Source organism: Thermanaeromonas sp. DSM 22490 (assembly GCF_056378755.1).
In genome coordinates this window covers 35,857-47,940 of the sequence record NZ_JBJHHE010000004.1, presented here as the reverse complement: position 1 = coordinate 47,940, position 12,084 = coordinate 35,857, and the positions used below count along the sequence as shown (strand labels likewise).

The 12,084-nt window shown below is 50.4% G+C and carries 13 protein-coding genes; 2 read left to right on the top strand and 11 right to left on the bottom strand.

Translation table 11 applies throughout. From position 1 onward, the window contains the following. Positions 1–15 precede the first annotated feature (15 nt). The 3 genes from AC1BI1_RS04310 to AC1BI1_RS04300 form a co-directional block, all read right to left on the bottom strand. Entirely contained in the window at positions 16–1,164 is a 1,149-nt protein-coding gene (locus AC1BI1_RS04310) for a S8 family peptidase (RefSeq protein ID WP_476716043.1), read from the bottom strand. 401 nt (positions 1,165–1,565) lie between these two features. Continuing rightward, a complete protein-coding gene (locus AC1BI1_RS04305) occupies positions 1,566–1,892 on the bottom strand; it encodes a hypothetical protein (protein WP_476716042.1) in 327 nt (108 codons plus the stop codon). Between the two features lie 135 nt (positions 1,893–2,027). Beyond that, entirely contained in the window at positions 2,028–3,698 is a 1,671-nt protein-coding gene (locus AC1BI1_RS04300; RefSeq protein ID WP_476716041.1) for a methyl-accepting chemotaxis protein, read from the bottom strand. 234 nt (positions 3,699–3,932) lie between these two features. On the opposite strand from AC1BI1_RS04300, the gene AC1BI1_RS04295 reads away from it, so the two are divergent. Both AC1BI1_RS04295 and AC1BI1_RS04290 read left to right on the top strand, forming a co-directional pair. Next, positions 3,933–4,208, top strand: coding sequence for a YlcI/YnfO family protein (locus tag AC1BI1_RS04295; RefSeq protein ID WP_476716040.1), 276 nt, complete (start codon positions 3,933–3,935; stop codon positions 4,206–4,208). Beyond that, positions 4,209–4,622: a type II toxin-antitoxin system VapC family toxin gene (locus AC1BI1_RS04290; RefSeq protein WP_476716039.1), complete on the top strand. Its 414-nt coding sequence runs from the start codon at positions 4,209–4,211 to the stop codon at positions 4,620–4,622. Positions 4,623–5,576: 954 nt separating this feature from the next. On the opposite strand, the gene AC1BI1_RS04285 is transcribed toward AC1BI1_RS04290, so the two are convergent. The 8 genes from AC1BI1_RS04285 to hisH form a co-directional block, all read right to left on the bottom strand. Further along, positions 5,577–5,918, bottom strand: a complete 342-nt coding sequence (locus tag AC1BI1_RS04285; protein ID WP_476716038.1) for a nucleotidyltransferase domain-containing protein — start codon at positions 5,916–5,918, stop codon at positions 5,577–5,579. Positions 5,919–6,306: 388 nt separating this feature from the next. Then, positions 6,307–7,107 (bottom strand): ABC transporter ATP-binding protein, encoded by an 801-nt coding sequence (locus tag AC1BI1_RS04280; protein ID WP_476716037.1) that lies wholly within the window; start codon positions 7,105–7,107, stop codon positions 6,307–6,309. Next, positions 7,058–8,002 (bottom strand): ABC transporter permease, encoded by a 945-nt coding sequence (locus AC1BI1_RS04275; RefSeq protein ID WP_476716036.1) that lies wholly within the window; start codon positions 8,000–8,002, stop codon positions 7,058–7,060. The genes AC1BI1_RS04280 and AC1BI1_RS04275 overlap by 50 nt, the downstream gene beginning before the upstream one ends. Positions 8,003–8,012: 10 nt before the next feature. Continuing rightward, the gene (locus tag AC1BI1_RS04270; protein WP_476716035.1) at positions 8,013–9,032 is read right to left on the bottom strand and encodes an ABC transporter substrate-binding protein; all 1,020 of its coding nucleotides are present in this window, start codon (positions 9,030–9,032) and stop codon (positions 8,013–8,015) included. A 171-nt stretch (positions 9,033–9,203) separates the two neighbouring features. Continuing rightward, positions 9,204–9,911 carry a bifunctional phosphoribosyl-AMP cyclohydrolase/phosphoribosyl-ATP diphosphatase HisIE gene (hisIE, locus tag AC1BI1_RS04265; protein WP_476716034.1) on the bottom strand — a complete coding sequence of 236 codons (708 nt, stop codon included), beginning with the start codon at positions 9,909–9,911 and terminating at the stop codon, positions 9,204–9,206. Between the two features lie 14 nt (positions 9,912–9,925). Further along, the gene (gene hisF / locus AC1BI1_RS04260; protein ID WP_476716033.1) at positions 9,926–10,702 is read right to left on the bottom strand and encodes an imidazole glycerol phosphate synthase subunit HisF; all 777 of its coding nucleotides are present in this window, start codon (positions 10,700–10,702) and stop codon (positions 9,926–9,928) included. After that, the gene (gene hisA, locus AC1BI1_RS04255; RefSeq protein WP_476716032.1) at positions 10,692–11,471 is read right to left on the bottom strand and encodes a 1-(5-phosphoribosyl)-5-[(5-phosphoribosylamino)methylideneamino]imidazole-4-carboxamide isomerase; all 780 of its coding nucleotides are present in this window, start codon (positions 11,469–11,471) and stop codon (positions 10,692–10,694) included. Before hisA ends, hisF begins: the two co-directional genes overlap by 11 nt. Then, positions 11,449–12,081 carry an imidazole glycerol phosphate synthase subunit HisH gene (gene hisH / locus AC1BI1_RS04250; protein ID WP_476716031.1) on the bottom strand — a complete coding sequence of 211 codons (633 nt, stop codon included), beginning with the start codon at positions 12,079–12,081 and terminating at the stop codon, positions 11,449–11,451. Before hisH ends, hisA begins: the two co-directional genes overlap by 23 nt. Positions 12,082–12,084 lie beyond the last annotated feature (3 nt).

Below are 12,084 nucleotides of genomic sequence, written 5' to 3'. Positions count from 1 at the left end.
CAGAGCCCTTTGCCATTACCCCAGCCAACCGGCATTCACTAAACCGGCGCCTTGTTCCACAGAACTTAACCCTGGAAGCTTGCGGGCGGTTTGCCTCAATATTTTCCGGGCCTCTTCAGCCCCCAGATCGTTGCGGGCGCCTAAAATTAACGCCAAAACGCCGCTAGTATGGGGAGCGGCCATGGAAGTTCCGCTCATGGTCCGGTATTGACCGCCAGGATAAGTAGACAGGACATCGGCCCCGGGAGCAGCCACAGTAACTTCCGGTCCCCGGCTGCTGAAATCGGCCAGGTCATCTTCCTGAGTTGTAGCCGACACGGCTATGACACCGGGATAACGAGCCGGATAGAGAATCTCACCCTCTTTTTGACCTTCATTACCGGCAGCAGCTACCAAAAGCATTCCAGCTTCCAAACAGGCATCTACAGCTTTTTTTAAAGCGGTGCTGGGTTGTTTAGTGCCAAAACTCATGTTCACAATCTGCATTTTGTTTTTCAAGGCCCATTCTAGCCCGCTCACAATATCCGAAATAAAGCCTCTACCCCGGTAGTCAAAGATCTTGACCGCATAAATTTGTGCTTGCGGCGCTACCCCCACTACTCCAAAGGTGTTGTTGGCTGCTGCTATGATTCCGGCCACATGAGTACCATGACCATTGCTATCCCCGGCCGGCCAGCCAGGGAATTTAATATTAACCCTTTCTACTAAGTTACCCCTCAAGTCTGGGTGACTGGCCTCGACACCTGTATCCAGTACAGCCACCTTTACACCTGCCCCGGTGGTCCGACGCCAGGCTACCGGAGCCCCTATACGTTCCACTCCCCAGGGAACTGTTTGTTTACTCCAATGGGCTGGACAGGGAAGAGCGCAGGTTTCCACCGTCACATCCTCTTCCACTACTTCCACCTGGGGTTCCTGGGCCAAAGCCTTCAGCTTCTCCTCCTCAAGGGGAAAGGCAGCTACCAGGGCATTTATTAACGGTAGCTCCTTTAAAACCCGGCCACCAAAAGAATTTACTGTTCTGCGCCCCTGGGTTAAAGATGTGCCCTTCTGGAAAATAATTATTTTACGAACTTCCCTGGAAGGGGTAGCTGTCAGGCTAATGCTCCCAGCTAGCAAAACTAACAAAGAAGGAAGAAAAAGAAGAAAAGGAAGCGTAACCATCCCTCCCTATTGTTTATTCTTTATATATGCTATTCAGGAGGTCTGGCTTAAGTTAAAATCCTTGCCGGCACTATACAGAGCTTTCCAGGTGTAACCACTCCTCCACCTGCTGCATAATCTGAAACTAGATAATGGGAGAAGTCCCATAAAACGAATCTAGGGAGGAATGCCTAAATGACCCTGAGTCCTGAGTTCTTCTGGTGGTTTTTCCCCATCATTATCATCATTATCCCTGTAGTTTTAATCTTCTTCATCTGGCCCTTAGCCTCGGCTGCTAAGTAAGCAGGCCAGATTCTATTTACTCCGGAGGAGGGGAACCGACCACCCCTCCTTCGTTTGCTCTGTATCAGGGTTCTATACAGGTTAAAAAAGCCCCGATTCTCGGGGCCATTTTTCCTTTCCTACCGTTTTTGCCAGTCGGCGAGAAACCGCTGCAAATCCTCGGGGATCTCACCACCCATGTCCTTGGCCAACTGGGTGTAGAAGTTCGCGATGTTCTTCTTTATTTCGGGTGAAAGGCTTTGGGTCATCTGATTAATATATTGGGCCAACTTCTCCTTGTCACCCAACTCCTCCGGCTTTAAGCCTGCCTGGGCCAGCAATTCCTGGACTACAGCTGGGTTATCCGGGGATATGCCCATTTCCTGCAACACTTCCACCAGGTTAGTCTTCCCCGCTGCTCCAGCTGCCAGAAGGCGCTGGCGTAATTCTTCTAAATTAGCTCCCATGGCCATCATCACCTTCTCTTAAACAATTATTTTAGCAGGTTAATCAAACCCTCTCTCCATTTCTATTCAACAGTCTCGCAAAAAGTACTACCCAAAAACAAAGACCGCGGGATTACCCACGGTCCATTTTTTATATTAGCCTTTGTCCGGTGCCAGGTTAGCTGCTAAAACTCCTACAATTTCGCCATTTTCTTTTCTCACCGGTACGGAAACTGTAATGGCTAGACGGTTAGTAGATTGGGTTATGTACGGTTCGGTGGAAAAATTCTTGCCTTCCATAGCCACCTGGAACCATGGCCGGAAAGCCCAGTTAGTAACTTTAGCGGGCGGTCTATTATATATGGCCGTACCATCGGGTAAAGTCGCAATAAGGGTTTGAATTACGGGAGAGCTCTCAAAGGCCTGATCTAATATAGGCTTTAACACCCCAAGGTCCATTCTCTGTACTTCTGGTCTGGCCGCCACTTCTTCTAAGATTTTATGCCCTTGCGCAATTAATTCCCGGCAAGTGGCTTCGTCCCAGCCGCCCTTAGTATAATCGGCTGCTAAATTAAAGAAATTCTGAGCCATGTCTGCCAGTTGCTGCATACTTCGTTCCACTTTACTCATGACGGCCTGTTGTTCACTGGTCGCTGCCGAAACTTCCTGGATGCTGGCTGCTGTTTCCTGGGCCACCGCCGCCATCCGGGCGGCGTCCTCGTTGACCGACCGCACTCGCTCTACCTGCTGCTGGGCACGATTATTTATCTCCTCCATAGCTTTGACTGCTTGCGCTATGGCCTGGCCTATGGCCAGGAAGGCTACCTGGGCATTTTGCCCTCTTTCAATATTGCCTTTGACCAGTTCGACATTCCTCTCCACCTGTAAGGCCGTTTCCCGCGCCTCCGCCTGGATCTCACCGGCCAGCTTGGTAATGTTTTGAGCCGCCTGAGCTGACTGGTCTGCCAGCTTGCGCACTTCATCAGCCACTACAGCAAAGCCACGCCCTTGTTCTCCGGCTCGTGCTGCTTCAATGGCTGCATTGAGGGAAAGCAAATTGGTTTGTTCAGCAATGGCTGTCACCACCCGGACAAATTCGCTGATCTGGGCCATTTTCTCTTCCAGCCGGTGCATCTGCCGGGCCGCCAGCTCATTAGAACCGGCTGCTTCTTCAATTTCCTGGAGAAGTTGTTCTAAAAGGGTTCTCCCTTCCTGTTCCCTTTTCTGGACCTGGACGGCTAAATGCGAACCTGCCTGGGCCTGTTCTGCAATTTCCTCTGCCAGACCGGTCAAAATCCCCATGTTTTCTGCGATCCGTTGGGCAGCACCGGCTTGCTCATCAGCTCCACCAGCAATTTCCTGCATAGCGCTGGTGATCTCCCGGAAGCTGGTCTGGATGGCTAAGGTTCCTTTCAGAAGGAGGTTAACAAAGTAATTTAACTCATCGGAACTGCGCTGCATGTGGCCTATAATTCGGAAAAAACTGTCCAGGACTGCGATAACCGACTGTCTAAAAGCAACACTTAAACCTAATCCGGAAAAAAGCTTATCAGCCTTGACCGGGTCCCCTTCTCCCAAAATCTTGAGAAAATTCTCCAGACCGGCCAGAGGCCGTATCCATTTTTGCCAGAGAATTAACAGCGTCAGCAGGCTAAGGATAATTGCCAGGACTACAGCTACCATGGCTGCTGATAAAAAATGCTCCAGGCGAACACCCTGCCAGGCTGTAAGCAGTGCCCCAGCAATGGTAGGTAGTAAGGTTAAAATTAACAGATAGCAAAAATATCCTATTAATTGTTTATAATGGTCGCGCCCAGAAGTAGTCATAGCTTTCCCCCTTTTAAAAACCTGAATCTTCCATGGAGCAATTCCCTCTGCACAAGCATATAAGCCCTCCGCTCGCTGTCACTCCAATAGCATTATATCGCCTGATTTCTCTATGGTCAAACAGATTTTGACAAATGTCGGTGTCAAGAACTGCTTAGTGATGTACAGTTGCGTATTGAATATTTTTTAGCCTGTGTTATACTTATTGTAATACAAAGCGAGGTGAGTGTTTTTATGGTTAATGTGGGTAAAGACTCAAAAATAACAGCAGTAAGATTACCTTTCAAGATTCTCAAAGATATTGATGCTATAGCGGGCAAGGGAAACCGTTCAAAATTTATCCTCTCCGCTATTGAGAAAGAATTAAGGCGGCAAAGACGTCTGGCTTACATCCAAAAAGGAGAGGGCTTCATTACTGATGAGCTAGTACCTGATAGAAGACCGGAAGAGGGGGATGATACTTTAGCCTTTGTCAACCGTTTGCGCGAAAAGGATGTGAGGGTAGATTAAATGGCGTTTAAGAAAGCAATTTATGGAGCTTTGCTTGATACTGACTTCTTAATCGATTTAAACCGCAGCAAGCGCAACCAATGGCGGCAAAGGGCGGAGAAACTATTACGTGATATTAATTCGGAAGAACTGTTTATTTCTAGCGTCACAGTAATTGAATTCTTAACCGGGATTCCAGAAAATGAGCAAACAGAGGCCCAAACCATGCTTCAAGAACTCTATTATTATGTCACGCCAACTTATGAAGAGGCTGCTTTAGCTGGTAGACTTCGTCGAGACTGGCTGGCCAGGGGCTACGTCTTGTCTTTGGCAGATGTAATCAATGCTGCCATCGCTATGTCCCGGAACCTGATCCTTGTTACGCGCAATGTTGCTCACTATCCTTTTGACCAACTAATAATTCTGAGCTGGTGAGCTAGCACACTAGATTGAAGAACTGCGAATCATCTTTTTGCCGACCACGTCGATCATCCTCTTTCCCCTTGTTGCCGACGGATTGTCCACCTTCAGCATACAGGGAATTTGATCCGGGAAATCAACTTTTCGCTGATTTTACTGTTGCAAAACCGTCAATTCCTCATAGGTAGGCTGCAAATACTAGTTGGAGGATCAGGTTGGCTTAAGAATAACTAACAACTGTACTAATGCGGCGTGGGGCATAGGTAACGCTGTACTAATGTCAAAATATTATCGCACGTCTGCGTCAGTTTTGCACCAGATGCGTCCCATGTATAAGGGAGAAGTCTGGCAAGCTACTCTGAACCCAAGGCCAGTGAGTCACCCGGTCCCCAAATTAGGCAGCATGAACTTTAAGCCGGAAAGGGTAAAGTGGGCAGGGCAAGCCTAAGCCCGCCAGTACGGTGCTGGCATCGCAGTTGCCCCTGGCCCCGAGGTAATAATAGCATACTCTCACATGCGAGCAGAGCATGAACGCGATCGGGTTATGGCTTGGATTGACGCCGCCATCCCCCGCCCCTAGCCGTAGGTATATAGATCTGACTTTATCAAGTGTCTTGCGTATGCGGAAGCACGTTTCTGCCACCTGAATACCGGGAACGAATGCTTAGTACAGAGGACGCTCCAACGAATGCGAGAAAAAGGGATACAGCTCTGCACTCGGCGCAGGTAAAAGCTTGCCTTCACGGTAAGAGCTCCCTACGAGAGTACGTGCGACTAGAAATTCTAAACTGGCTGGGCGCTCTTTGTCCTGGGCGCAGACAGATCCGTACTACCCGCTGCTGTCACAGCAGACGAATACCTCAAAAAACTTGAAACTGACATTTCTATGGCTGTCAATTTTTTCTTATGTTCTAATGGTCTCCATTAATAATTACCCCTTGCAAGTGACAATCTAAGCGAAACAGAACCCTAAACCCTGTACTCTACCGTTTCCTGGCGGGCCAGAACGTCGTACAGAAAACTGGCTTTGCTTAGCTTTTCCACCTGCACCTCCTCCGGCGTGCAGGCTAACGGTTCGATAGGTTTCCGTACTTTAGCAATAGCTGTACCTAAGACCTCAAGACGCCGGTGAAAAGGCATTTTTGCAAAGTCTGGCGAGACGACCAGCAAATCTATATCGCTATCCTCCGCGGTATCGCCCCTAACCTGGGAGCCAAAGAGGATTATTTTATCCACTTTAAGACCTTGTTCCTTAAGGGCCTCGGCAAAGTCCCGAATTACGGCTTCAACGTCAGCTCGTTTCTTAGACATTCCAGCACCTCCCTCGTCCGGGCAAGGTAATCTTTAGTGACTTTTCGTGAATACCCTTTAAGTGCTGCCTTTAGGTCTTTGGGATACCTAGCACTTGGCCCTATAGCATCCAGTAGTCCCAGGAATTTTAATTGCTCCTCACCTAGGTTAACCTGGGCAATTTCCGCCAAGTAGACTAGCTTATGCGTTTTTAGTGAGGTTTCCCCTGTTTTGTGCACAAACGCCTACTATTTGGCGAATATCTAACATGAGACCTCACGCTCCTTTTGCTTTGCTTTTGGTGTTTTTTCCGGTGAGGTCTCTTTTTTCTTTATCACATCCCCATTCTCCTGCCGCTACCTACTGAAATTTTACACGGCCTTAACAAATACGGGCAATTTGATCAAAACTAATTTCCAGTGAAAAGAACCCGGTCATCAGCAAAAATACTATCACTGGCCTGCTCAAACATTCTTAAAAGATCAGACACAGTGGCCCTTTCTCTCTCCGGGCCGGATATATCCAGGATAATACGCCCCTCGTGCATCATAATAGTCCGGTCACCGAGGCGCAATGCCTGTTCCAAATTATGGGTTACCATAAGGGTGGTAAGCTTATGGCGGGCAATAATCTTTTCCGTTAACTCCAGCACTTTACGAGCGGTGCGCGGGTCCAGGGCAGCAGTATGTTCGTCCAGCAATAACAACTTGGGCGTAGCGATGGTAGCCATAAGCACGGTCAGCGCCTGCCGCTGGCCGCCGGATAAAAGACCCACCCTGGTCGTTAAGCGATCTTCCAGGCCCAACCCTAAAAGAGCCAGGCGTTCTTTAAACAGTTCTCGCTCTGCCACAGTAATTCCCCATCGCAAGCGGCGGGGGCAACCCCTTCTCAAGGCCAGGGCCAGGTTTTCTTCCACGGTCATAGAGGCGGCTGTTCCCTGCATGGGATCCTGGAAAACCCGTCCAATGTGGGCCGCCCGGAGGTGTTCAGGCCACCGGGTAATATCCTGCCCGTCCAAGATAACTTTCCCTTCCTCGATGTCGTAAACTCCGGCCACCACGTTTAAAAGGGTAGATTTACCGGCACCATTGCTGCCAATGATGGTCACTACCTCTCCCGGGCGGACGTGCAGGTTGACCTCCTTTAAAGCCACCTTTTCGTTAACCCCGCCGGGATGAAAGATCTTGGATACGTTGACCAGTTTCAGCAACCTGCTCACTCCTCAACCGTAATGACCGCAATCCCAGGCGCTGCCGCACAAGGGGAAAGGAGAGGGCTACCACCACAATCAACGAAGTTAGCAACTTGAGATCCGTGGGTGGCATCCCCAGTTGCAATACCAGGCTGATCACAGCCCGGTAAATTATGGAACCTACAGTGACTGCCAGCAGAGCCCGGAAAAGAGGCATACTGCCAACCAGCGCCTCACCGATAATAACTGAAGCCAGTCCAGCAACAATCATCCCGATGCCCATCCCAATGTCGGCAAAACCCTGATACTGCGCCACTAAGGCGCCAGAAAGGGCTATCAGGGCATTACTTATGGCCAGGCCCACCAGTTTCATGGTACTGGTATTAACTCCCAGGCTACGGATCATTTGCCCGTTATCTCCTGTAGCCCGTATGGACATGCCCAATTCCGTCTGCAAAAAAATATAAAGCAAGATTGTTACCCCTGCTACCATTAATAACCCCAATAAAAAAGGTCCCAAGGAACCCACCGCAGAAAATTGTTTAACCCAGGTAAAAATGGTTTCTACACGAAGAAGGGACAGGTTAGCCTGTCCCATAATCCGCAGGTTAATAGAATAGAGGGCAATCATGGTCAGAATACCCGAAAGTAGTGGAGCCACCTTCAATTCGGTATGCAAAAGCCCGGTGGCTAAACCGGCCAGTGCGCCGCAAATCACAGCCACCACCAAGGCCACCCAGGGACTGTAGCCTGCTAAAATCAATTTGGCTGCTACTGCTGCCCCCAGAGTGAAAGCGCCATCGATGGTTAGATCGGGGTAATCAAGGACCCTGAAGGTCATATATACCCCCAGTACCATGATCCCCCACAATAAACCCTGCTCCAGGGCCCCCAACCAGATGCTCAAGGACATGAACCTTCACCTACTCTATAATTTTACTCGCCTTCCTTTTCAGTTCCTCCGGAAAAGTTATTCCAAAGACAGCCGCCGCTTTGGCATTCAACACTATATTCAAGTCCTTTTGTTTCTCAATAGGCATATCCTGGGGCTTCTCGCCTTTCAAAACTCTAAGAGCCATTTCCCCCGTCTGCTTGCCCAACTTGTAATAATCAATACCAATGGTAGCCAGGGCACCGGCCTCCACCGTATTGCTCTCCCCTGCAATTACTGGTATCTTATGTTTTTCAGCCACCTGGAGTACTCCTGAAATGGACGATACTACAGTATTATCGGTGGGAACGTAAATGGCATCCACCCGCCCTACCAGCGACTGGGTAGCCTGTACTACTTCATTGCTGGCTGTAACCGGGGCCTCCACTACAGTCAAACCCAGTCCCGGCGCTGCCTGCTTAACAATATTTACTTGTACCTGGGAATTAACTTCGCTGGAGTTATAGATCACTCCCACTTTTTTAGCAGCGGGAACCAGTTGCTTCAACAGTTCTAGCTGTTCTTTAATGGGATTCATGTCAGTAGTGCCGGTAACATTGGTACCAGGTTTCTCCATACTGTTAACCAATTTTGCCGCTACCGGATCAGTTACTGCTGTAATCAAAATGGGAATATCTTTAGTTTCGTTGGCCATAGCCATAGCAGAAGGGGTAGCTATGGCTAGGATGAGGTCCTTTTTATCCTGAACGAACTTACGGGCAATGGCCTGCAGAGTGGACTGGTCCCCCTGAGCATTCTGGAAATCTACCTGTAGGTTTTTCCCCTCTTCATAGCCGTTGGCCTTCAGGGTGTCCAAAAAACCCCTGCGGGCCGCATCCAGGGCCGGGTGCTCCACTATTTGAATGATACCCAGTTTAACTACCTTGGCCGTACTGCCTACCTCAATCGGCCTGCCCTCCTTACTGGTACTAGTCTGACTCCCCCCGGCTCCACATCCCACCAACGCCAACGTCAACACCAAAAACGCCACTGTCAAAAATCCTTTCCTCATTGCTTTTGCCTCCTCCAATTAATATACCAGCTGGCGAGGCAGTAGCTCCCTGATTAAGGAGCATAAACAAAAATACTCCCGGCGGGAGCATGTCTAACTGCCTTCCTGCCATCCTACTTATTATCTTAAAATTTATCTTAATGTAGTTTCGTACAGGGTGTCAACAACAACCTAGCGGCGCCGGCCGGCCAGCTCCAGAGCCAGCCTGCCAGGGTCCAGTCCATGGTAAGCCATAAGCACTAGGGTGTGATAATAAAGATCGGCCAGTTCATAAAGAACTTCAGCCTCACTTTTATTCTTAGAAGCAATAATCACCTCCGCCGCCTCTTCGCCAATTTTCTTTAGGATTTTATCCTGGCCTTGATTAAAAAGGTAGGCTGTATAGGAACCTTCCGGCCGTATGGCCTGGCGTTCTTGAATAATGCGAAAAACATCGTTCAAGACCCGCCCCAGGTCAGAAGCCGTTCCCTTCAGTTGCTCCTCGCCAAGTTTCATCTGGGAAACTTGTTCTTCTTCATTTTGTCCTTCAGACACCTGGGAGGCTCTTATTTTTAGGGGCAAGTGGTTATGAAAACAAGAAAATTCACCCTCATGACAGGCTACACCTTCCTGCCGTACCTTAAATAGCAAAGCATCGCCGTCGCAATCATAGGCTACGCTGACTATATGCTGGTAATGGCCAGAAGTAGCTCCTTTATGCCACAGCTTTCGCCGGCTGCGGCTATAAAACCAGGTCTGGCCCGTGGCCAGAGAACGGGCCAGAGCTTCCCGGTTCATATAGGCCAGCATTAATACTTGTCCCGTCTCCACATCCTGCACTATGGCCGGGATAAGCCCTTCTTGATTAAATTTTAGTTCAGCAGGAAGGGAAATCTCCATCCAGAAGCTCACCCCTATGGCTCTGCATCATATACTGGTCGTACCGGCACACCGTTTTCGGCCAGGTATTTCTTTACTTCCGCAATGGTATAAGTCCCAAAGTGGAAAATGGAAGCCGCCAGCACAGCATCCGCGCCGCCAACAGTCAGCCCCTCTAACAGGTGTTTGAGAGTGCCTACCCCACCAGAGGCTATCACCGGAATATTGACGCTGCTGCTCACAGCAGCAGTCAATTCCAGGTCATAACCGTCCTGGGTACCATCGCAATCCATACTGGTAAGCAAAATTTCCCCTGCCCCTAAGGCGGCTACTTCCCTGGCCCAGGCCACAGCATCTTTGCCCGTGGGCCGTCGCCCGCCCTGGGTCACCACTTCCCACCGGCCAGGGCCGCAGCGCTTGGCGTCAATGGCTACCACAACACACTGGCTGCCGAAACGCCTGGCAGCAGCCTCTACCAGTTGGGGATTCTCCACCGCCGCCGTGTTTAGGGATACTTTGTCTGCTCCCGCAGCCAGCATCCGGCGGATATCTTCCAGGTTCCTTAAGCCTCCTCCTACCGTAAAAGGAATAAACACCTGCTCGGCCGTCCGCCGGGCCACATCCAGCATGATATCCCTGCCTTCTGCCGAAGCGGTAATATCCAAGAAAACCAGTTCATCCGCACCTGCGCGATCGTAGGCCGCTGCCAATTCCACCGGATCGCCGGCATCGCGCAAATTTAAGAAATTAATCCCCTTTACCACCCGGCCGTTATGAACATCCAGACAGGGAATAATGCGCTTAGTCAGCACCTGTTTTCGCCTCCAGACCCTTCCCGGCCGGCCGGGCACTAAAATCTTGTCCTGCCGCGGCCAGCGCTTCCTCCAGGGTAAACTGCCCGTTATAGAGGGCGCGACCAATAATTACACCTTCCACTCCCAGAGGTTCCAGTTCACGTAAGGCCATTATATCCTTTAAAGCGGCCACTCCTCCGGAAGCTACAAGGGGAAGGCCACAGGCTAAAGCCATCTGCCGTATAGCCGCCAGATTAGGCCCTTGTAAGGTGCCGTCCCGGCTGATATCGGTGTAAATAATCCTTTTTACCCCTAGAGCTGCCATCTCCCGGCCCAGGTCCACTGCCTGGCGCTCGGTAGTGGATCCCCAGCCTTTAATGGCCACCAGGCCATCCCGGCTATCAATGCCTACGGCAATGGCTTCACCATAAGCCTTACAGGCCTTGGCTACCAGTTCGGGCTCTGCCACCGCTGCTGTCCCTAAAATTACCCGGGCAGCTCCGGCCTGTATTAAAGCTTCTATATCTTTAAGGCTGCGCACTCCTCCCCCCACCTGCACGGGGACACCGGCCGCCGCGATAATTTCCCGGATAATATGTAAATTTTGCAGTTGTCCCTGAAAGGCGCCATCCAGGTCCACCACATGCAGCCAGGCAGCGCCTTCCTTTACCCATTTCTTGGCTATTTCCACCGGTTCGTCGGAGTAAACTGTTTCCGCCTCCGGCCGCCCTTGGTACAGGCGCACACACCGGCCCTGGCGCAGGTCAATGGCGGGAAAAACGATCATTATATACCAACTCCCCGAAGTTGCCCAACACTTTAAGGCCTAAGGTACTGCTCTTTTCCGGATGAAATTGAACGGCGAAAATATTATCAGCCTGGACGGCCGCCACCAACCGGCCACCATATTCCGTCTCTCCCACTACAATTTCCGGATCTTGAGGTTCTACATGGTAAGAGTGTACAAAATAAAAAAATGATGCTTCAGGTATCCCCTTGAACAAGGGGCTGGGCCGGCAAAAGCTCACCTGGTTCCAGCCCATATGGGGTACTTTGACCCCCGACGGTAAGCGTTTAACCTGCCCTTTGAGCAGGCTCAAACCTGGGCTTAAGCCCCCTTCCTCGCTGAGTTCAAAAAGGAGCTGCATTCCTAAACAAATGCCCAGAAAAGGGGTACCGCGGCGGCAAACTTCCCCTATGGCTTCCTGCATGCCGCACCTTTGTAAAGCTGCCATAGCGTCGCCAAAGGCCCCCACTCCCGGCAGGATAACCCCCGGAGCAGCCAGCACTTCTTCCGGTTTATCGGTGATAACGGCGGGGAAGCCGAGGGCTTCCAGGGCTTTTTGCACGCTTAAGAGGTTCCCCATGCCGTAATCTATAATTCTAATGGGTTGCAAGCT

Bases quoted from the DNA above. Each gene is read 5' to 3' on its own strand.
- AC1BI1_RS04290 (WP_476716039.1), top strand. From the start codon at position 4,209: ATGGCGTTTAAGAAAGCAATTTATGGAGCTTTGCTTGATACTGACTTC.
- AC1BI1_RS04295 (WP_476716040.1), top strand. From the start codon at position 3,933: ATGGTTAATGTGGGTAAAGACTCAAAAATAACAGCAGTAAGATTACCT.
- AC1BI1_RS04270 (WP_476716035.1), bottom strand. From the start codon at position 9,032: ATGAGGAAAGGATTTTTGACAGTGGCGTTTTTGGTGTTGACGTTGGCG.
- hisIE (WP_476716034.1), bottom strand. From the start codon at position 9,911: ATGGAGATTTCCCTTCCTGCTGAACTAAAATTTAATCAAGAAGGGCTT.
- hisA (WP_476716032.1), bottom strand. From the start codon at position 11,471: ATGATCGTTTTTCCCGCCATTGACCTGCGCCAGGGCCGGTGTGTGCGC.
- AC1BI1_RS04285 (WP_476716038.1), bottom strand. From the start codon at position 5,918: ATGTCTAAGAAACGAGCTGACGTTGAAGCCGTAATTCGGGACTTTGCC.
- AC1BI1_RS04275 (WP_476716036.1), bottom strand. From the start codon at position 8,002: ATGTCCTTGAGCATCTGGTTGGGGGCCCTGGAGCAGGGTTTATTGTGG.
- AC1BI1_RS04300 (WP_476716041.1), bottom strand. From the start codon at position 3,698: ATGACTACTTCTGGGCGCGACCATTATAAACAATTAATAGGATATTTT.
- AC1BI1_RS04305 (WP_476716042.1), bottom strand. From the start codon at position 1,892: ATGGGAGCTAATTTAGAAGAATTACGCCAGCGCCTTCTGGCAGCTGGA.
- AC1BI1_RS04310 (WP_476716043.1), bottom strand. From the start codon at position 1,164: ATGGTTACGCTTCCTTTTCTTCTTTTTCTTCCTTCTTTGTTAGTTTTG.